Origin of the sequence: Clostridium sp. JN-1 (genome assembly GCF_003718715.1) — a bacterium.
Taxonomy (GTDB): Bacteria; Bacillota; Clostridia; order Clostridiales; family Clostridiaceae; genus Clostridium_AV.
Genome location: NZ_CP033465.1, coordinates 505,968 through 526,514 on the forward strand (window position 1 = coordinate 505,968; position 20,547 = coordinate 526,514).

The window sequence follows — 20,547 nt, forward strand, 5'->3', positions numbered from 1 at the left end:
AATTAGCACTCAACTTAAACGAGTGCTAATAAAGAGGTGGTAATATGAATATCCATGAAAGAAAAATAAAGATACTCCAGGCTATTATAGATTACTATATAGATACTGCAGAACCAATAGGCTCAAGGACAATAGCCAAAAAATATAATTTGGGAATAAGTTCTGCTACTATAAGAAATGAGATGGCAGATCTTGAAGATATGGGATATCTTGAACAGCCTCACAGCTCCTCAGGAAGGAAACCTTCAAATAAAGGTTATAGACTTTATGTTGATAAGTTAATGCAAGTTTCTGGTTTAACTCAAAAAGAAAAATTACTCATAAGGAACAAAATATTGAGTATTACGCTGCAGGAAATTGATACTATATTAAAACAGGTCACAGCAATTTTATCTGACCTAACTAAACTTACTTGTGTGGCTAAATCTCCTTCTGTTAAAAAAAGTAGTATAAAGTATGTACAATTAGTAAGCATTGATATAAATAGCATATTACTTGTTATAATAACTAACAATGGTATAATTAAGAATAATGTCATAAGGATAAGAAAAGATGTAAGTCAAGATGTTTTAGCTAAATTGAGTAATATTTTAAATGCAAGACTTAAAAATTTAAATTGTGATCAAATAAATCTTGAAGTTATAAACAATTTAAAAAATGATTTAAAAGGATATGATGATATATTCAATGCTATAATTCCAGTTTTATATGACAGCTTGAATTCAACAGATAAATCTGAAATATATATGGAAGGTACAACTAATATATTTAGTTACCCAGAATATAACGACATAGAAAGAGCACGTGAATTCTTATCACTATTAGACAATAAGGAAAAGGTGAGTAGTTTACTGAATAGTGGAGCAGGTATTTCGGTTAAAATAGGAACTGAAAATTATATTGAAGGTGCTCAAGATTGCAGCGTAGTTTCAACAATTTATAGTATAAATGGAAGACCATTAGGTGAGATAGGGGTAATAGGTCCTACAAGAATGCATTATTCAAAGATAATATCATTAATGGCAAACGTAGTTAAAGAATTAAATTCCATGTTAGACAGTATGTATCCCGAAGATGGATAGGGTTTACTTAAATAAGAATCAATAAGGGGAGGAAGTATTTAAATGGAAAATAACAAAAATGATATAGAAGGTGTTACTAAAGAGAATATTGATCAAGAAGATGTTACTAAAGAGAATGTTGGTCAAGAGGATGTTAATAATGCAGATGAAAAATGTAAATGTGAAAATCTAGATGACAATGATGAAACTTATAAAAATGAAGACGAAGACAAATGTGAGACAGCAGAATGTGATGAAAATTTTAAAAATAATTTTGAAGCTCTAGCTAAATCATTAGAGAAAAAAGCTGATGAATTAAAAGAAGAAAATTCTAAATTAAAAAATGAAAATGATACGTTAAAAGATAGATTAGCTAGAAATGTAGCAGAATACGACAATTACAGAAAGAGAACAGCAAAGGAAAAGGAAGGAATTTATACAGATGCATGTGAAGATATACTAAAGGCAATTCTTCCTGTATTAGACAACTTAGAAAGAGCAGTAAGTGTAGAAGGAAATGTTGATGACTTGAAAAAAGGTGTTGAAATGACTATGAAACAATTTAATACCGCTCTAGAAAAGTTAAGTGTAGAAGAAATTAATACAGATAGTGAATTTGATCCTCATTTTCACAATGCAGTAATGCATATTGATGATGACAGTTATGATAAAAATCAAATTGTAGAAGTATTTCAAAAAGGTTATAAAAGAGGAGAAAAAGTACTGAGATACAGTATGGTTAAGGTTGCAAATTAACTTAATTTATAATTGTTGATTTTGGATTTAAAATTTTGATATCAACTAAAATAATTTGAGTATATTTATAAATTTAGGAGGTAAATAATATGTCAAAAGTTATAGGTATTGATTTAGGAACAACAAACTCTTGTGTTGCAGTTATGGAAGGTGGAGAACCAGTAGTTATAGCAAATTCAGAAGGAGCAAGAACTACCCCATCAGTAGTATCTTTTCAAGCTAATGGTGAGAGACTTGTAGGTCAAGTTGCAAAAAGACAATCAATTACAAACCCTGATAAAACAATAATGTCAATTAAAAGACATATGGGAACAAGTTATAAAGTTAATATAGATGGCAAGGATTATACACCGCAGGAGATATCTGCTATTGTATTACAGAAAATAAAGGCTGATGCTGAAGCATATCTTGGAGAAAAAGTTACTCAAGCAGTTATAACAGTTCCAGCATACTTTAATGACAGCCAAAGACAGGCAACAAAAGATGCTGGTAAAATAGCAGGACTTGAAGTTTTAAGAATAATAAATGAGCCAACAGCAGCATCACTTGCTTATGGACTTGATAAAATGGATACAAACCAAAAAATATTAGTATATGATTTAGGTGGAGGTACTTTTGATGTATCATTACTTGAATTAGGTGATGGTGTATTTGAAGTTAAGTCAACAAATGGTGATACACATCTTGGTGGAGATGATTTTGACCAAAAGGTCATGGATTATATAGCTGAAACATTTAAATCAGAAAATGGAATAGATTTAAGAAATGATAAGATGGCATTACAAAGATTAAAGGAAGCTGCAGAAAAAGCTAAGATAGAATTATCTTCTTCAATGCAGACTAATATAAATCTTCCTTTTATAACAGCAGATGCAGCAGGTCCAAAACATATAGACATGAATTTAACTAGATCTAAATTCAATGAATTAACTCAGGATCTTGTAGATAGAACTATAGAACCAATGAGAAAGTCATTAAATGATGCTGGACTTTCAATCAATGAAGTAGATAAAATAATACTTGTAGGTGGTTCAACAAGAATACCAGCAGTTCAAGATGCAGTTAAGAATTTTACTGGAAAAGAGCCTTCAAAGGGAGTAAATCCTGATGAATGTGTTGCTGTAGGTGCATCTATTCAAGCAGGAGTTTTAACTGGAGATGTTAAAGATGTATTACTTCTTGATGTTACACCACTTACACTTGGTATAGAAACTTTAGGAGGAGTAGCTACTCCATTAATCAGTAAAAATACTACTATACCAACTAAAAAGAGTCAGGTATTCTCAACAGCTGCAGATGGTCAAACTTCTGTTGAAATTAGTGTAGTTCAAGGTGAAAGACAGATGGCTGCTGATAATAAGTCACTTGGAAGATTTACACTTTCAGGTATAGCTCCAGCTCCAAGAGGAGTTCCTCAGATAGAAGTTACATTTGATATAGATGCTAATGGAATAGTTAATGTATCTGCAAAGGATAAGGGAACTGGAAAAGAGGCAAATATTACGATTACAGCTTCAACTAACTTAACTGATGAAGAAATTGATAAGGCAGTTAAGGAAGCAGAAAAGCATGCAGAAGAAGATAAAAATAGAAAAGAATCAATAGAAGCTAAGAATAATGCAGAACAAATTATTTATCAAACTGAAAAGACACTAAAAGATCTTGGAGATAAGGTATCAGCAGATGATAAGAAGTCTATAGAAGATAAAGTAAGTGCTCTTAAAGCAGTTAAAGATGGTGATGATATAGAGGCAATCAAAAAAGCTACTGAAGATTTAACTCAAACATTCTATGCAATTTCATCCAAAATTTATCAGGCTGCTAATCCTCAAGGAGCAGCTCAAGGCGGCGCAGGTTCTAATCCAAATGGTGCAGGCAATCAAAATGCAGGCGGCTCAAGTGCAAAAAATGATGATAATGTAGTAGATGCAGATTATAAAGTAGATGATGATAAATAACTTTAATTAATATATTCACTGATTTATTGGAAATAACGTATAATATATAGGATTAAGGGATGAGTAAAGCTCTTCCCTTAATTTAAGTAATTATATATTTTCCTAATGTATAAATTATTATTAGGTGGTGAGCAAGTAGGATGGCAAACAAAGATTATTATGAAGTCCTTGGGTTGCAAAAAGGTGCCAGTGATGATGAAATAAAAAAGGCATTTAGAAAATTAGCTTTAAAATACCATCCAGATAGAAATCAAGGGAATAAGGAAGCAGAAGAAAAGTTTAAGGAAATCAATGAAGCATACCAAGTGCTTTCAGATCCTGACAAAAAAGCTCAATACGACCAGTTTGGAACTACAGATTTTAATGGAGCTGGTGGGTTCAGTGGAGCTCAAGGATTTGACTTTTCCGACTTTGGCGGATTTGGAGATATATTTGATTCCTTCTTTGGTGGCGGATTTGGAGGCAGTAGCAGCGGCAGAAAGAGAAAAAATGCGCCTCAAAAGGGAGCAGATCTTGAATACAGCATAAATTTAACATTTAAAGAAGCAGTTTTTGGTGCTGAAAAGCAGATAAATATAACTAGAAGTGAAAAATGCGAAAAGTGTAATGGAACAGGTGCAAAGCACGGCACTAAACCTCATACCTGTGACAAATGCGGCGGAACAGGTCAAGTTAGAGTCCAAAGGAATACACCGCTTGGAAGTTTTGTAAGTATGAGTACCTGTGACAAATGCGGTGGTAAGGGTACTATAATAAAGGATCCTTGTCCAGAATGTAAGGGTAAAGGCAGTGTAAGAAGACAGAGAAAAATAAATATAACTATACCAGCTGGTGTAGATACAGGTAATGTAATTCCAATTAGAGGACAAGGCGAACATGGAATAAATGGAGGACCTGCTGGTGATTTGTATATAAACATAAGGGCAGATCATCATTCTAAATTTAAGAGAAAACAGTTTGATATATATATAGATACGCATATAAGTTTTGGTAAGGCTGCATTAGGGACTGAACTCACAGTTCCAACTGTTGATGGTGATGTAAAGTATCAAATACCTCCTGGAACCCAACCTGGTACTGTATTTAGACTTAGAGGTAAAGGTGTCCCTAGAGTAAACAGTCATGGAAGAGGAGATCAATATGTTAATATAATAGTTGATGTTCCTAAGAATTTAAATCAAAAGCAAAAAGATGCATTATATTTATTCATGGCTGCTAGTGGTGAAGTACCAGATACAGAAGGCAGCAAGAAATCTTTTATGGATAAAATTAAGAATAGCTTCAAGTAATTAAACTTTGTTTCTCATTTATGGGAAACAAAGTTTTTACTGTATAGGAAATATATATTTTCTTACATATATGTTGACAAAAATAGTGCAGAACTATAAAGTAAATGGTATTGAAATATAAACAAATTTGGAGGTATGTCTTATGGGTAAAGAGTGGGTGGAAGTTAGTATATTTACATCCAGTGAAGCAGTAGAAGCAGTTTCAGGAATATTATATAATACTGGTGTTAAAGGACTTGCCATAGAAGATCCTCAGGATATGGAATTTAAGAAAAAACATCCAGGAGATTGGGATTATTTTGATGAATCAATATTAGATGTAAAAGATGGTGCTTTGATAAAAGGATACTATAAGAATGACAGTAAATTAAACGAGTATTTAAGTTATATAAAAGAAAGTATAAATAATTTAGAACAGTTTGGAATAGACAAAGGAAAAGGATTAGTTACTGCGGCAAATGTAAACGAAGAAGATTGGGAAAATAATTGGAAAAAATATTATAAACCAACTAAAGTTGGTGAAAGAATAGTTGTAAAGCCAATATGGGAAGAATATAAACCAAAAGATGATGAATTAATAGTAGAACTTGATCCGGGTATGGCTTTTGGAACTGGGACACATGAGACTACAAGAATGTGTATAAAAGCCTTGGAGAAGCACGTTAAAAATGAATCAACTGTGTTTGATATAGGAACTGGATCAGGAATTTTGTCCATATCTGCTGCAAAGCTTGGAGCAAAGAAGGTTGTTGGAGTTGATTTGGATCCTGTTGCTGTAAAGTCAGCATCAGAAAATATTAAGTTCAATGATATAAACAATGTAAGAATATTAGAAGGCAACCTTATGGATGTTGTGGAAGGTAAGGCTAATATAGTAATTGCCAATATAATTGCAGATGTTATAATATCACTAGCAAAAGGTGTAAAGAACTTTATTCTTAAAGGTGGATTATTTATATCTTCTGGAATAATCAATGATAGGAAAGATGATGTTATACGTGAACTTAAAAAAAATGATTTTGATATAGAAGAAGTTAATGTAGATGGCGAATGGGTATGTATAGTAGCCAGGGTTAAATAAGCTTTGATATAGCAGGCTTAATATTATATAAAGGAGTTTTGTTATGCACAAGTTTTTTGTACATAAAGATAATATAATTGATAATAAAGCATATATTAAAGATGATGATGTAAAACACATATATAAAGTTTTAAGACTTCAAGTTGGAGATTCAGTAAATATAAACAATTGTGATGGAGAAGAGTTTTTAGGTGAAATAGAGGAAATAAATAAAAAGGTAGTCGTAGTAAATTGCATTCAAAAACTTGAGATTAACAATGAAAGTAAAATAGAAATCCACTTGTTTCAAGGAATGCCAAAGTCAAATAAGATGGACTTAATTGTACAAAAATCTACAGAGCTTGGTGTAAGAGAAATTACTCCAGTTATTACAGAAAGAGTTGTGTCGAAAAATGAGTCAAATGAATCGAAAAAAATTGACAGATGGAGTAGAATTGCTCTTGAAGCTTGCAAACAAAGTAAAAGAAGTTTGATTACTAAGATCAATAATTCTTTAAAATTTGATGAAATGCTGGAATACTTAAGAAATATGGATTTAATTGTAGTTCCATATGAAAATAAAGAGAATTATGGAATAAAAAAAATGATTAGTACAATAAATAAATCAAGTATACACAAAATTGGCATTGTAATAGGACCAGAAGGTGGATTTGAAGAAGAAGAAATTGAGATGCTTAATAATATAGGAGCACATATAATAACTTTAGGACCTAGAATACTTAGAACGGAGACAGCAGGATTCGTTTGTGTTTCATTACTTATGTATGAGTTATCAGACTTAGGAGGAGTATTTTAATGAAAGTTGGTTTTGCTACATTAGGCTGTAGGGTAAATCAGTATGAAACGGAAGCTATGGCAGAAAAGTTTATAAAGCAAGATTATGAAATAGTCAAGTTCGAAGATTTTGCAGATGTATATGTGATAAACACATGTACTGTCACAAATATGGGTGATAAAAAATCAAGACAAATGATACATAGAGCTAGAAGGCAAAATCCAAATGCTGTAATAGCTGTTGTAGGATGTTATTCACAAATCAAACCTCAAGAAGTTTCAAAAATAGATGGAGTAGATATAGTATTAGGTACAAGAAATAAAGGCGATATATTACATTGGGTAAATGAAGTAATGAATGACAGGAGTAAAGTAATAGAAGTAGGAGACGTACTAAAAAACAAGGTATTTGAAGATTTAAAAATAAAAGAATATCAGGACAGGACGAGGGCTTTTTTAAAAATCCAAGATGGATGTAATAGATTTTGTTCATATTGTCTTATACCTTTTGCAAGAGGTGGAGTTTGCAGCAGAGATCCTAAAACTGTTGTAGAAGAAGTAAAAAGGCTAGCAAGTCACGGGTTTAAGGAGATAATATTATCTGGAATACATATAGCTTCTTATGGAGTGGATTTAAGCGGTGATTGGAACTTGCTTAAAATGCTTGAAACATTGGACAATATTGAAGGTATAGAAAGAATCAGAATTGGTTCAATAGATCCCCAATTTTTTACGAGCGGTGTAGTAGAGAAAATTTCAGTACTAAAAAAGTTGTGCCATCATTTCCATTTATCCCTTCAAAGCGGATGTGATGCAACCTTGAAAAGGATGAATAGAAGATATACAACTTTAGAATATGCTGATATTGTAAAAGACTTAAGAAAGTATGTAAAGGATGTATCAATAACGACAGATATTATAGTTGGTTTTCCCGGTGAAACAGATGATGAATTTGAATCAACATATAATTTCTTAAAAGATATTAAACTATCTAAAATGCATATATTCAAGTATAGTTCTAGAAAAGGAACAAAAGCAGCAGAAATGAAAGATCAGGTAGATGCTAAAATTAAAGATATAAGAAGTAAGAGATTAATACAGTTAAACGAAATATTGGAAGGTGAGTTTATATCGAAGTTTATAGGAAAGAATATGAAAGTACTTTATGAACAAAAGATAAGCGGAACCGAAAATCAGTATGAAGGATATACATCGAATTATATAAGGGCAGTATCTGAAAGTGATCAAAATTTACAAGGTAAGCTTGTTTCCACTAAAATATTAAAAGTAAATAAAGATCATGCTGTTGGAATTATATAAAAAATGTGTAAATTTTAAAGATTTTAGTAGGAAAATTTATTATTGTATTGAATATTATATATTTAAGGGAGGTGAAATAATGCAAAATTGTATTTTTTGTAAAATAATCAAAGGCGAAATACCATGTCAAAAAGTATATGAAGATGATATGGTCTTAAGTTTTAAGGATATAGAACCTGCGGCTCCATCTCATGTTTTAATAATACCAAAAAAACATATATCGAGCTTAAATGATGTTACAGAAGAAGATTCAAAGATAATAGCTCATGTTTTTATGGCCGCCCAAAAAATAGTTAAAGAGCTTGGAATAGATAAAGATGGATACAGAATAGTTAGCAATTGTGGAGAAAATGGAGGACAGTCAGTTCCTCATGTCCACTTTCACTTACTTGGAGGAAGATCATTGCAGTGGCCGCCGGGCTAAATATTAAAGCAGGTTGTTGACATTATACAAAAACATGTTGTATAATATTTAGTGTGTTATGTAACCCACATTGGCTGCATTTAATTTTTGAGGAATTAAATTGGCTAGCGGAGGGAGGGATAAGTATGTCAGAAATAAGGGTTGGAGAAAACGAAACAATAGAAAGCGCATTGAGAAGATTTAAAAGAAAATGTGCTAGAGCTGGTGTTCTTTCAGAAGTTAGAAAAAGAGAACACTATGAAAAACCAAGTGTAAAAAGAAAAAAGAAATCTGAAGCTGCAAGAAAGAGAAAGTTTAAATAGAATTCTTGTGAAAGAAGGTACTAGGTTAATGTCTCTTAAAGAAAGACTGCAGGAAGATTGGAAGCAAGCTTTAAAAGCAAGGGATAAGTTTAAAGCTAATACTATAAGCATGGCAAGATCAGCCATATTAGTAGCTGAAAAGAGTGGAGAAGGAACTTTAGATGATGAGAGAGTTATTGAAATATTATCTAAAGAAGTAAAACAAAGGCGTGAGTCTATATTAGAGTTTGAAAAAGGAAACAGACAGGATTTAATTGATGAAGCAAAAGCTGAAATAGAGATCTTGTTAGATTACCTTCCTCAGCAGTTAAACGAAGAGGAAATTTCCGAAATTGTTCGTCAAGCAGTTGATGAAGTGGGTGCTAATGACATAAAATCAATGGGAAAAGTTATGGCAGTTGTTGTACCTAAGACTAAAGGTAGAGCAGATGGCAAACTTGTAAGTCAAATTGTAAAAAAATATTTGAATAAATAAAAATAAAAGGTTGAGTATATCTCAACCTTTTTAATTTTGTCATTTATTAAATTTGTTCTTCATAAATTAATATGAAAGTGTTTTTGGGAGGATTAAGGAATGAAGAACAACTTAAGTACAGCAAAAGAAATTATTGTAGACAAGTTAGATTTACCAAGGGATATAATTTTAAATGTGCCTAAAATTATAGTTACGGGAGATAGTGAAATAACAATAGAAAATCATAAGGGTGTTGTTGCTTTTTCAGAAAATCAGGTTAAGGTAAGCTCAGGTATTGGATTGATATCTATATATGGCAGTAATTTTGAGATAATATTTATGGGAGGAACCACCATAGTGATTGGTGGAAAATTTAAATCGGTTATATATGAGTCAAGAAAATAAATCTAATTTCAAAAAATTTGGGAATGGTATTATAATTATAGAAATTCAATCGTTAAAACCTGAAAAGTTTATAAATGCAATGTGGAAAAACAACATCTATGTAAGAAATATCGTAAGAAAAAATATAACTACGATAGTTATGAACGCTAACTTAAAGGATTACTACAAGATAAAATCAATAGCTGATAGAACTCACAGTAAGATGAAGGTAGTTGGAAGAAAAGGTCTTGCATTCTTAGTTATGAGAATAAAGAGAAGAATAGCTTTAGTAATTGGAATAATATCATTTATGGGTATAATATATTACTTATCTACTTTTGTATGGAGTGTACAGGTGAGTGTTGATAAAAACTTGACTCCTTATGAAATAAGACAGCAGCTTGCAAGTTATGGTGTACATTCTGGAATTAGAAAAAAGAATATAAATGTATATGATATAGAAAATAAATTAATAAAAAATAATGATAATATAATGTGGGTGAGAGTAAGAATAGAGGGCTCTAAATTAAAAGTATCAGCAATGGAAAGACAATCCCCACCTAAAGTAGTAAATGATGATACTCCATGTAATTTGGCTGCCAAACGTGATGGAGAAGTCTTAAGGGTGTATACAAAAGCTGGAACACCTGTTGTAAAGGAAGGTGACATTGTAAAAAAAGGTCAGCTGCTTGTGAAAGGAGAACAGGGAGCTGAAGATTCAACTTATCCAGTTCACTCGGTAGGAGACGTCATATGTAAGACTTTTTATGAAGAAGTTAAAAATGTAAATATTAATAGTGTAAAGAGAGAAAGAACAGGAAATAAAATTGAGAATGTATACTTTTATCTTGGAAAAAAGAAAGTGTATATAAAAAAATCTAAGAACAAATTTATAAAGTATGATAAAATAGATTGTAATAAATTCTTTGTACACTTTGAAACTTATTATGAGGTAAAAGAAACTACTATTCGTAATGACACTAAGAAGCTGGTAGATGATACAGCTAATGAGCTTTATAATAAGATATGTTTAAATCTTGATAAATCTATTAAGGTCAAAGATAAGATAGTAAATTATAAAGCCCAAGATACTACATATAAAGTAAGCGTTTTAGTTGTAGCAGAAGAAAATATAGCTTCACCTGATAATATCGATAGTAAATAGGATATAAAATAGTGTATATTTTAAAAGGTGGTTGAAATGAGTAATTTATCACTTAAGAAAATTCTTGGTAAACAAAAGATAAATAGAATTTTAATTTTTGTTATTACCTTTTTATTTATTTATTCTATAGTTGCAACTTCGATCGTTACTAAAAAGTATAATTTAAAAGAGGGTGATATTGCAAGAATAGATATAAAAGCTCCTAGAGAAGTAAAGGATGAAATATCTACTGAAAGCAAAATTCAACAGGCAATGGATTCTGTTCCGCTGCAGTATAATAAAAAGCTTGAAATAAAAAATGAAGTTTTGGACAAGATTACAGCATTTTTTTCAAAAGTAGATCAGTTAAAAGATGCTCAAGGAGAAGATAAAGATAAGGTTCAGAAATTAAAAAGTGATGCAGATATAAGTTTGTCAGATGAAGATTATTTAGATCTTGTAAGGAGCAGTAAGGATGACATTAAGACAGTTCAAGATTTTTTAAGTAAGGTTATGGCTGATATATATGATAATAATAATATAAGTGACAATAGTCAAAAGGACAATCAGGAAGATATTAAAAAAGTTCAGGAAAGTATATTGTTAAAAGTAAATGAATCAAAGTTACCTAAAAGTTTAAAAGATGTATCCGTAGATTTAGGATATTCTCTTATAACACCTAACTTTTTTTATGACAAGGATAAGACTGAGGATTTGAAAAAAGATGCTGCACGTAAAGTACAACCTGTTATGATAAAGAAGGACCAGATAATTGTAAAAGAAGGAGAACCAATTACAAAGTATCAAGTTGAAATACTACAGAGTTTAGGATTGTTGAATGACAATTCTCATTCAGAGTTAAATATATATGTATTCCTTGGAATTTTTACACTTTTAATTATATTGCTTGAGTGGATATACATCTATAAATTTTATAATAAATTTTATAATGATACAAATAGGCTTATAATGATAAATATATTAAGCTGCATATCAATACTTTTAGCCAGAAGTATATCGGTAGTATCTCCATTTTTGATACCACTTTCATGTATACCTATGGTATTTACACTGCTAGTCAATGATAGAGTTTCTCTTATTATAAATATATTAAACTCAATACTTATAAGTTCTGTAGTTGACTTCAATGTAGAAATAACACTTTTAGCTATAATAAATGCTATGCTTGGATCAATAGTTTTAAAGAAAATGCACCAAAGGAACGATATATTATATTCTTCAATGTATATAGCTATAATAAATAGTATATTTACTTTTTCAGCTGGTTTTCTTTTAAGTAATAATGCAGCTGATGTATGGCAGAAAACGTTATTTTCTGCTGTAGCAAGTATATTTTCAGGAATACTTACAATAGGCCTTTTACCATTTTTTGAAAATGTATTTGGTGTGGTGACTACAATAAAGCTTTTAGAATTATCTAATCCCAACAATCCATTACTCAAAAGACTTTTAATGGAGGCACCAGGCACATATCATCACAGTATTTTAGTTGGAAACCTTGCAGAAGTTGCTGCAGAAGAAATAGGAGGTAACCCTGTACTTGCAAGAGCTTCAGCATATTATCATGATATTGGAAAAGTAAAAAGACCTTATTTTTTCAAAGAAAATCAACCTGGCAAAGAAAATCCTCATGATAAGATAACTGCTAATTTGAGCGCACTTATAATTATCTCACATGTTAAAGATGGAGATGAATTAGCTAAGGAGTATAATATTCCTAAGGTTATACGTGATATTATAAAACAGCATCATGGTACTTCTCTTGTAAAGTACTTTTATATCACAGCAAAGAATTCAAGTGAAAAACCTGAATTTGTTAATGAAGAAAACTTTAGATATGAAGGTCCTATACCTCAAACAAAAGAGGCAGGTATAATAATGCTTGCTGACGAAGTTGAAGCAGCAGTGAGATCGATAAATGAGCCTACAAAGAGTAAAATAGAAGAGATGGTAAATAATATTATAAAAGGCACATTGAATGAAGGGGAACTAGATGACTGTGATTTAACTTTGAAAGATATTGCAAAGATAAGAAAGACATTTTTGAAAGTTTTAAGTGGAATATACCACCATAGGATTGAATATCCAGAAGATAAATGGAAGAAAAATAACAATAAAAATGTTGATAATCAACATAAAAGTGAAAATTGAGGGGTGTACTTATGATTTTTATAGACAATAGGCAAAATAAAATAGAGGCTTCGGATGAACTTAAAAAATCTATGAAGGAAATTATAGAATATGCATTGAATGTTGAAAAAGTTAATTTGCCTTGTGAAGTGAGTATTGTATTTACTGACAATGATGGAATTCGTGAAATAAATAGGGAAAATAGAAATATAGACAGCCCAACGGATGTACTTTCATTTCCAATGTTAAATTATGAAGAAGGAAAAGTATTTAAGGATGTATATTGTAATTATAAATTTGACGATGTTGATTTAGATGATGGTAATCTAGTGCTTGGAGATATAGTTATATCCCTTGAAAGGGCAAAAGAACAGAGCATAGAATTTAATCACACATTTGAAAGAGAGGTTCTGTATCTTACAATACATTCAGTACTTCATTTACTTGGATATGATCATATGAAAGTAAATGAAAAAGTGATTATGAGAAGACGAGAAGAAGAAATACTTGGAGAATTTAAAATAACTCGATAATCAAATTTTTATATATTTAAAAGTGGAGAATAATATGAAGGTTAGAAAATTGTGGGATAGTTTTAATTATGCTATCGAAGGTATAATATATGCAGTTAGAACACAGAGAAATATGAAAATACATATGATTGCAGCACTTATTGTTCTAACTATTTGTTTTTTTTATGACTTAAGTAAAACAGAATTATTAATTGTAACAATTTCAATAACTATTGTAATAGTGGCAGAGCTTATGAATACTGCAGTTGAATTTGTAGCAGATGCTGCAGCTAATTACTACCATCCTCTTATAAAGCTTGCAAAAAATGTAGCGGCAGGCGGGGTACTTATTACAGCTATAAATGCTGTACTTGTAGGATATGTTATATTTTGGGATAAACTTAAATATATAAATTTTGTTATGATAAAAAAAGTTAAAAATACAAATCCATATGCAATTTTTATAATACTCGTTATTGTGTGTATAGCAACAATAGTTGTAAAGGCTATATTTGGTGAGGGAACTCCTTTAAAAGGTGGAATGCCAAGTGGACACAGCACAATAGCTTTTTCTATAGCTACTATGATGTCGCTTATTACGGGAGAACTTGTAATTGTCATATTAAGCTATATTTTAGCATTTATAGTTGCACAGAGTAGAGTAGATTCAAAAGTACATTCTGTATTTGAAGTAACAGTAGGAGCTGTATTTGGTACTTTGGTGACGGTACTTTTGTTCAGAATATTTTATATTCGGTAGTTACAAATAATATAAATTCTTATATAATATAATTATTGAAATATATAAAAGTAATGCTATAATTTACTTAAAATAAACAGAATATAAATGTTATATTGGATAAAAATAAAGATAAGTATATTACTAAAAAGATTTACAAAGATAAGGAGACTCTATATGTTTAAATCTGGATTTATAACGATAATAGGAAGACCTAATGTTGGAAAATCTACATTGATGAATTCAATAATAGGTGAGAAGCTATCTATAGTTTCTTGCAGACCTCAGACTACTAGAAACAATATACAGACAATTTTAACGGAAGAAGACTATCAAATTGTATTTGTTGATACTCCAGGAATTCACAAGCCAAAGCACAAATTGGGAGAATACATGATAAAGATAGCAGAAGATTCAATAAAGGAAGTTGATCTTATATTATTTTTAACTACTCCTGATAAGGAAATTGGCAAAGGAGATAGGTTTATTTTAGAACAGTTAAAAAAGTGTAAAGTTCCTATTTTTTTAGTTATAAATAAAATAGATGAAAATACCAGCGAAAATGTAGCAAAGGCGCTGTCCAATTATGCTAAGGAATTTGATTTTACGGAATTTATACCTATATCAGCTATGAAGGGAAAGAATGTAGATGAGTTAAAAAAACTTATCGTAAAGTATTTGCCAGAGGGTCCAAAATATTATCCAGAAGATATGATAACTGATAAACAAGAAAGATTTATAGTATCGGAAATTATAAGGGAAAAAGCATTAAGGCTTCTTTCACAGGAAGTTCCTCATGGTATAGCAGTAGAAGTTATATCTATGAAAAAAGATAAACAAAATGTATATGATATAGAGGCAACTTTGTTGTGTGAAAAAGATTCACATAAAGGAATAATAATAGGCAAGGGTGGATCGATGTTAAAAAAGATATCATCATATTCTAGACATGATATAGAAAAATTTTTAAATGAAAAAGTTTATCTTAAGCTGTGGGTAAAGGTAAAGAAAGAATGGAGGGATAATCCCAACATTTTAAGAGAACTTGGGTATAAATAATAGATAAAAATTAAGTATATTATTCAAAGTGGGGTGTTTTTCTGTCTGTAATAAAAACGAGAGCGGTAGTAATTAAAACTCAGGATATAAAGGAAAAAGATAAATTAGTATGGCTATTTAGTGAGAAGCTGGGGAAAATCTCTACTATTGCAAAAGGAGTAAAAAGACTTAAAAGTAATTTATTTTCTACTACACTTCAATTTTGTTATGGTGATTATATAGTTCATAAAGCTAGAAACTTTTATGTTATAAATGAAAGTTTGATAATAAATTCATTTCAAGACTTACTTGATGATTTGGATACATTAACATATGCTTCATACTTTTGTGAACTTGTTGATATATCTATGGATGATGAAGAAAGCAATGCACAACTTTTTAGGTACCTTGTTATAGCACTTTATCTGCTTAAAAATAAGGCAGTTGATATAGAAACTTTGGCAAGAGCTTTTGAAGTAAAAGTTTTAAAGTGTACAGGATATGCTTTAAATTTAGAAAACTGCTGTATTTGCAAAAAACAAATTAATTCTTCTAATTATATCAACTTCCAATACTTTGGAGGAGTATGTGAAGATTGTAATAAATATAGTGGTGCCTATGTGGACTTTGCAACATATAATGCTATTAAGTACTTATATAAAATACCATTAGAGAACACATATAAATTAAATTTATCAAAGAAAATAAAAGATGAAGTTTACAAGATCCTAAAAGTCTTTATAGAACAAAGTTATTTTAGAAAGCCTAAAAGCTTGAACACACTGAATAGTTTGACAAACTTTTTAAAATAATAAAATTATAAATAAGGTAAAGGTACTTTAAAAATTCAAATATAAGGAGTGAAATAAATGAGCGAAATAACTTTGGAGAAAATTGACGTTGTGAGAGAGAGAACAGGGGCAAGTTATGCAGAAGCAAAAAAAGCATTAGAAGCTTGTGATGGAAACATTGTTGATGCATTAATTTATATGGAGCAAAACAAGAAATCTACCATGGATAACATATATACAACTAAAGACGAGTTTTTAAGTTGGATAAAGGATATAGTTAATAAGGGTAATGTAAATAGAATAAAGATAAAAAAAGATGATAAGACTGTAGTTGATATACCAGTTAATGCAGGTATAGCAGCTAGTTTGACAGTATTGATATGGCCGCCGCTTATTGCAATTGGCATACTAACTGCTGTTGTCACAAGAATAACTATAGAAATTACTAAAAGCGATGGTACAGTTGAAATAGTAAATAAAAATATAAGATCAAATGTTACAGACGTAAAAGATAAGGTTGTTGATGCAGCAGTTTCTGTGAAGGAAAATGTAAAAGAAAAGTTTCATCATAAAGATAAAAATAATGATGAGGAAAATATTTATCAATACACAGTTAAATTTGATGATATAGATAAAAATGATGACGAAAAAGCAGAAAAAGATACGGACGAAAAAACAGAAAAAGATGCGGATAAAGAAGATCAATAATATATTTTAAAATAAAAGTCAGTAAATTAATGTTTATGCTGACTTTTGTTTTGTTTGATATTATTAAGGTATTAAGATATTTAATAATATTCTAATAATACTTTAATATATGGTAATATTGTATGCAGAAAAACAATTTAATTGAAAAACAACTTTGACAAATAAGAAACATTTAATAAAATTATATTTAAAAATGGAAAGTGATATACTATTTATTAATATATAGTGATATAATAACTTTAAGTAAGCTATAAATCATATGTTAAGAATTTATAGAATGTTGTTATTAGTTTACTTAGGAAAGAGGGTGAATACTATTAAGTTAACATCAAGGCAAGAACAAATAATAAAATTAGTAAAAGAAAATGAACCAATAACTAGTGAAAAGTTAGCATCTAACTTAGGTGTTACAAGAGCAGCATTGAGGCCTGATTTAGCTATACTGACTATGACTGGAATTTTGGATGCAAAACCTAAAGTTGGATATATATATTCACGTAAACCCTCTTATAGTTTAGTATATGATTATATAAGGAACATAAAAGTAAATGATGTAATGTCAAAACCTGTGATTGTAGATGAAAACACTACAGTATATGATGCAATAGTCCATTTGTTTTTAAATGATGTAGGTACGCTGTTTGTAGAAAATGATGGATCACTTACTGGTGCTGTTTCTAGAAAAGATTTTTTAAAGATAGCTATGGGGGGAACCGATATGCACAAAGTTCCTGTAGGCATAATAATGACTAGAATGCCGAATATAGTTTTTGTTGAAAAAGATGATATAATTTACTCTGCGGCACAGAAAATTATAGAGCATGAAGTTGACAGCCTTCCTGTAGTTGAAAAAGTATCTGATGGTAAGAAAGAGTGTCTAAAAATTGTTGGCAAAGTTTCTAAAACCAATGTGACTAGATTACTTGTAAAAATGGGAAGTAATAAGTAAGGTAAATTGATAAAATCCTTTTGCCTTACTTAACTTATAAAAAATAATACGAAGGGATGTTTTCTTATGAAGGGCAAAAAATATATTTATCTTTTTAGTGAAGGAAATGCAAGCATGAGAAATTTACTGGGGGGTAAAGGTGCTAATCTTGCAGAAATGACTAATTTGGGGATAACAGTTCCGCAGGGGTTTACTGTAACAACAGAAGCATGTACTAGATATTATCAAGATGAAAAAAAGTTAGGAAAAGATATACTTGAACAAATTTATGATGCAATGTCTGAACTTGAAAAATCAACTAATAAAAAGTTTGGAAATATGGAAAATCCACTGTTAGTTTCGGTAAGATCTGGAGCTAGGGTATCAATGCCTGGAATGATGGATACTATATTAAATCTAGGTTTAAATGATCATACTGTGGAAGCGTTATCAAAGTTAACTAATAATGAAAGGTTTGCATACGACTCCTATAGAAGGTTTATACAAATGTTTTCAGATGTTGTTATGGGAGTTGAAAAGAGAAAATTTGAGGATATACTTGATAAATTAAAAGATTTAAAAGGAGTTAAGTTTGATACAGAACTTAGTGCATCAGATTTGAAGGAAGTAGTAAAACAATACAAAGTATTGTACAAAAATGAGCTTGGTAAGGACTTTCCACAAGATCCAAAAGAACAGCTTATTGAAGCCATTACAGCTGTATTTAGATCATGGGATAATCCAAGAGCTAATGTATATAGAAGATTAAACGATATACCAGGGGATTGGGGAACTGCTGTTAACGTTCAATCAATGGTATTTGGAAATATGGGAGATACATCTGGGACGGGAGTTGCTTTTACAAGAAATCCTGCAAATGGTGAAAATGCTATATTTGGAGAGTATTTAATAAATGCTCAAGGTGAGGATGTTGTGGCAGGTATTAGAACTCCTCAGGAAATAACAAAGTTAAAAGAAGATTTGCCAGAATGTTATGAACAGTTTATTAAGATAGCTAAAAAATTAGAAGAACATTATGCGGATATGCAAGACATGGAATTTACTATAGAACAAGGAAAACTATATTTCTTACAGACTAGGAATGGTAAGAGAACAGCTCAAGCTGCATTGAAAATAGCTGTAGATATGGTAAATGAAGGTCTTATAACTAAAGAACAAGCAATATTAAAAGTTGATCCTAAACAATTGGATGCACTGCTCCACCCAAACTTTGATGAAGGTGAATTAAAAAAGTCTAAAATAATAGCAAAGGGTCTTGCAGCTTCACCAGGAGCTGCTTGCGGTAAGGTTTATTTTACTGCAGAATCGGCAAAAGCTCACCACGACAAAGGTGAAAAAGTAATACTGGTAAGATTAGAAACTTCACCTGAAGACATAGAAGGAATGGTTTCATCCGAAGGTATACTTACTGTAAGAGGCGGAATGACTTCACATGCAGCAGTTGTTGCAAGAGGTATGGGAACTTGCTGTGTAGCAGGCTGTGGTGATATAAATATAAATGAAGATTTGAAGGTATTTGAAGTTTCAGGGAATACGTATCACGAAGGAGATTATATATCACTTGATGGAAGTACAGGTAATGTATATGGACAAGCGATAAAAACTGTAGAACCTAAAGTAAGTGGATACTTTGGAACATTTATGGAATGGGCTGATGATATAAGAGTATTAAAGGTTAGAACTAATGCTGATACTCCAAAAGATGCAGCTCAAGCTGTTAAATTTGGAGCACAGGGAATAGGTCTTTGCAGAACTGAACATATGTTTTTTGATGAAGACAGAATACCAGCTGTTAGAGAAATGATAGTTTCAAAAACTGAAGAACAGAGAAGAAAAGCTTTGGAAAAGATATTGCCAATGCAAAAAGAAGACTTTATAGGAATTTATGAGGCTATGGAAGGCAAACCAGTAACTATAAGATTTTTGGATCCACCACTACATGAATTTTTACCTTCTGATAATGAAGACATAAAGAATTTAGCGAAAGAAATGGGAATAACTTTTGAAGAGTTAAAAGCAACTGTTGAATCATTACATGAGTTCAATCCAATGATGGGACATAGGGGATGCAGACTTACTGTATCTTATCCAGAAATAGCAGAAATGCAGACAAGAGCAATTATAGAAGCTGCAATAGATGTCAAGAAGAGAAAAGGATATGATATAAAACCAGAAATAATGATTCCGCTGGTTGGAGAAGTTAAGGAATTAAAGTTTGTAAAGGATGTAGTAGTAAATGTTGCAAATCAAATAATAAAAGAATCTGGTATAGATATGAAGTATGAAGTAGGTACAATGATAGAAATACCTAGAGCAGCACTTACTGCAGATAAAATAGCAGAGGAAGCAGAATTCTTCTCATTTGGAACAAATGATTTAACACAAATGACATTTGGATTCTCAAGGGATGATGCAGGTAAATTCTTAAAAGATTATTATGATAAAAAGATATATGAATTTGATCCATTCCAAAGAATTGACCAAGTTGGAGTTGGTAAATTAGTAAAGATGGCTGTTGAACTAGGAAAATCAACAAGACCGAACATACAGCTTGGAATTTGCGGAGAACATGGTGGAGATCCTTCATCTGTTGAGTTCTGTCATAATGCTGGACTTGACTATGTATCATGTTCACCATTTAGAGTTCCAATTGCAAGACTTTCAGCAGCACAAGCTCAGATAAAGAATCCAAGGAAATAAACAAGAAAAGGT

General features: G+C 30.8%; 20 protein-coding genes. All 20 read left to right on the forward strand.

Annotated elements, in window-relative coordinates:
• The first annotated feature begins 44 nt into the window (after positions 1–44).
• The 20 genes from hrcA (at position 45) to ppdK (ending at position 20,535) form a co-directional block, all read left to right on the forward strand.
• Positions 45–1,082: a heat-inducible transcriptional repressor HrcA gene (gene hrcA / locus EBB51_RS02465; RefSeq protein WP_123052994.1), complete on the forward strand. Its 1,038-nt coding sequence runs from the start codon at positions 45–47 to the stop codon at positions 1,080–1,082.
• A gap of 42 nt (positions 1,083–1,124) precedes the next feature.
• Positions 1,125–1,817, forward strand: a complete 693-nt coding sequence (gene grpE, locus EBB51_RS02470; protein WP_123052995.1) for a nucleotide exchange factor GrpE — start codon at positions 1,125–1,127, stop codon at positions 1,815–1,817.
• An 89-nt stretch (positions 1,818–1,906) separates the two neighbouring features.
• Positions 1,907–3,775 (forward strand): molecular chaperone DnaK, encoded by a 1,869-nt coding sequence (dnaK, locus tag EBB51_RS02475; RefSeq protein WP_123052996.1) that lies wholly within the window; start codon positions 1,907–1,909, stop codon positions 3,773–3,775.
• Positions 3,776–3,915: 140 nt separating this feature from the next.
• The gene (gene dnaJ, locus EBB51_RS02480) at positions 3,916–5,064 is read left to right on the forward strand and encodes a molecular chaperone DnaJ (protein ID WP_123052997.1); all 1,149 of its coding nucleotides are present in this window, start codon (positions 3,916–3,918) and stop codon (positions 5,062–5,064) included.
• 142 nt (positions 5,065–5,206) lie between these two features.
• Positions 5,207–6,145: a 50S ribosomal protein L11 methyltransferase gene (gene prmA / locus EBB51_RS02485; protein ID WP_123052998.1), complete on the forward strand. Its 939-nt coding sequence runs from the start codon at positions 5,207–5,209 to the stop codon at positions 6,143–6,145.
• Positions 6,146–6,188: 43 nt separating this feature from the next.
• On the forward strand, positions 6,189–6,941 hold the full coding sequence (locus tag EBB51_RS02490) for a 16S rRNA (uracil(1498)-N(3))-methyltransferase (RefSeq protein ID WP_123052999.1): 753 nt from the start codon (positions 6,189–6,191) through the stop codon (positions 6,939–6,941).
• Positions 6,941–8,239, forward strand: a complete 1,299-nt coding sequence (gene mtaB / locus EBB51_RS02495) for a tRNA (N(6)-L-threonylcarbamoyladenosine(37)-C(2))-methylthiotransferase MtaB (protein ID WP_123053000.1) — start codon at positions 6,941–6,943, stop codon at positions 8,237–8,239. The genes EBB51_RS02490 and mtaB overlap by 1 nt, the downstream gene beginning before the upstream one ends.
• Before the next feature lie 79 nt (positions 8,240–8,318).
• Positions 8,319–8,663 carry a histidine triad nucleotide-binding protein gene (locus EBB51_RS02500; protein ID WP_123053001.1) on the forward strand — a complete coding sequence of 115 codons (345 nt, stop codon included), beginning with the start codon at positions 8,319–8,321 and terminating at the stop codon, positions 8,661–8,663.
• 125 nt (positions 8,664–8,788) lie between these two features.
• Positions 8,789–8,965: a 30S ribosomal protein S21 gene (gene rpsU, locus EBB51_RS02505; protein ID WP_066618478.1), complete on the forward strand. Its 177-nt coding sequence runs from the start codon at positions 8,789–8,791 to the stop codon at positions 8,963–8,965.
• Positions 8,966–8,993: 28 nt separating this feature from the next.
• Positions 8,994–9,440: a GatB/YqeY domain-containing protein gene (locus EBB51_RS02510; protein ID WP_123053002.1), complete on the forward strand. Its 447-nt coding sequence runs from the start codon at positions 8,994–8,996 to the stop codon at positions 9,438–9,440.
• Between the two features lie 99 nt (positions 9,441–9,539).
• Positions 9,540–9,824, forward strand: a complete 285-nt coding sequence (gene yqfC / locus EBB51_RS02515) for a sporulation protein YqfC (protein ID WP_123053003.1) — start codon at positions 9,540–9,542, stop codon at positions 9,822–9,824.
• Positions 9,808–10,968: a sporulation protein YqfD gene (gene yqfD / locus EBB51_RS02520; protein WP_123053004.1), complete on the forward strand. Its 1,161-nt coding sequence runs from the start codon at positions 9,808–9,810 to the stop codon at positions 10,966–10,968. Before yqfC ends, yqfD begins: the two co-directional genes overlap by 17 nt.
• A 36-nt stretch (positions 10,969–11,004) precedes the next feature.
• The gene (locus EBB51_RS02525) at positions 11,005–13,119 is read left to right on the forward strand and encodes an HD family phosphohydrolase (RefSeq protein WP_123053005.1); all 2,115 of its coding nucleotides are present in this window, start codon (positions 11,005–11,007) and stop codon (positions 13,117–13,119) included.
• An 11-nt stretch (positions 13,120–13,130) separates the two neighbouring features.
• Positions 13,131–13,631, forward strand: coding sequence for an rRNA maturation RNase YbeY (gene ybeY, locus EBB51_RS02530; protein WP_123053006.1), 501 nt, complete (start codon positions 13,131–13,133; stop codon positions 13,629–13,631).
• 34 nt (positions 13,632–13,665) lie between these two features.
• Entirely contained in the window at positions 13,666–14,370 is a 705-nt protein-coding gene (locus EBB51_RS02535) for a diacylglycerol kinase (RefSeq protein ID WP_123053007.1), read from the forward strand.
• 156 nt (positions 14,371–14,526) lie between these two features.
• Complete coding sequence (gene era / locus EBB51_RS02540) at positions 14,527–15,408, forward strand: GTPase Era (RefSeq protein ID WP_123053008.1); 882 nt, start codon at positions 14,527–14,529, stop codon at positions 15,406–15,408.
• A gap of 41 nt (positions 15,409–15,449) precedes the next feature.
• Entirely contained in the window at positions 15,450–16,199 is a 750-nt protein-coding gene (gene recO, locus EBB51_RS02545; RefSeq protein ID WP_123053009.1) for a DNA repair protein RecO, read from the forward strand.
• A gap of 57 nt (positions 16,200–16,256) precedes the next feature.
• On the forward strand, positions 16,257–16,886 hold the full coding sequence (locus EBB51_RS02550; RefSeq protein ID WP_123053010.1) for a DUF4342 domain-containing protein: 630 nt from the start codon (positions 16,257–16,259) through the stop codon (positions 16,884–16,886).
• A 307-nt stretch (positions 16,887–17,193) separates the two neighbouring features.
• Complete coding sequence (locus tag EBB51_RS02555; protein WP_123053011.1) at positions 17,194–17,835, forward strand: helix-turn-helix transcriptional regulator; 642 nt, start codon at positions 17,194–17,196, stop codon at positions 17,833–17,835.
• Positions 17,836–17,901: 66 nt separating this feature from the next.
• Positions 17,902–20,535: a pyruvate, phosphate dikinase gene (gene ppdK, locus EBB51_RS02560; protein ID WP_123053012.1), complete on the forward strand. Its 2,634-nt coding sequence runs from the start codon at positions 17,902–17,904 to the stop codon at positions 20,533–20,535.
• Positions 20,536–20,547: the final 12 nt, after the last annotated feature.

Excerpts from the sequence above, each read along its gene's own strand:
- ybeY (WP_123053006.1), top strand. The coding sequence starts at position 13,131 with ATGATTTTTATAGACAATAGGCAAAATAAAATAGAGGCTTCGGATGAA.
- yqfD (WP_123053004.1), top strand. The coding sequence starts at position 9,808 with ATGAGTCAAGAAAATAAATCTAATTTCAAAAAATTTGGGAATGGTATT.
- prmA (WP_123052998.1), top strand. The coding sequence starts at position 5,207 with ATGGGTAAAGAGTGGGTGGAAGTTAGTATATTTACATCCAGTGAAGCA.
- ppdK (WP_123053012.1), top strand. The coding sequence starts at position 17,902 with ATGAAGGGCAAAAAATATATTTATCTTTTTAGTGAAGGAAATGCAAGC.
- EBB51_RS02550 (WP_123053010.1), top strand. The coding sequence starts at position 16,257 with ATGAGCGAAATAACTTTGGAGAAAATTGACGTTGTGAGAGAGAGAACA.
- EBB51_RS02525 (WP_123053005.1), top strand. The coding sequence starts at position 11,005 with ATGAGTAATTTATCACTTAAGAAAATTCTTGGTAAACAAAAGATAAAT.
- yqfC (WP_123053003.1), top strand. The coding sequence starts at position 9,540 with ATGAAGAACAACTTAAGTACAGCAAAAGAAATTATTGTAGACAAGTTA.
- EBB51_RS02500 (WP_123053001.1), top strand. The coding sequence starts at position 8,319 with ATGCAAAATTGTATTTTTTGTAAAATAATCAAAGGCGAAATACCATGT.
- EBB51_RS02535 (WP_123053007.1), top strand. The coding sequence starts at position 13,666 with ATGAAGGTTAGAAAATTGTGGGATAGTTTTAATTATGCTATCGAAGGT.
- era (WP_123053008.1), top strand. The coding sequence starts at position 14,527 with ATGTTTAAATCTGGATTTATAACGATAATAGGAAGACCTAATGTTGGA.
- dnaK (WP_123052996.1), top strand. The coding sequence starts at position 1,907 with ATGTCAAAAGTTATAGGTATTGATTTAGGAACAACAAACTCTTGTGTT.
- dnaJ (WP_123052997.1), top strand. The coding sequence starts at position 3,916 with ATGGCAAACAAAGATTATTATGAAGTCCTTGGGTTGCAAAAAGGTGCC.
- hrcA (WP_123052994.1), top strand. The coding sequence starts at position 45 with ATGAATATCCATGAAAGAAAAATAAAGATACTCCAGGCTATTATAGAT.
- EBB51_RS02510 (WP_123053002.1), top strand. The coding sequence starts at position 8,994 with ATGTCTCTTAAAGAAAGACTGCAGGAAGATTGGAAGCAAGCTTTAAAA.
- rpsU (WP_066618478.1), top strand. The coding sequence starts at position 8,789 with ATGTCAGAAATAAGGGTTGGAGAAAACGAAACAATAGAAAGCGCATTG.
- mtaB (WP_123053000.1), top strand. The coding sequence starts at position 6,941 with ATGAAAGTTGGTTTTGCTACATTAGGCTGTAGGGTAAATCAGTATGAA.
- grpE (WP_123052995.1), top strand. The coding sequence starts at position 1,125 with ATGGAAAATAACAAAAATGATATAGAAGGTGTTACTAAAGAGAATATT.
- EBB51_RS02490 (WP_123052999.1), top strand. The coding sequence starts at position 6,189 with ATGCACAAGTTTTTTGTACATAAAGATAATATAATTGATAATAAAGCA.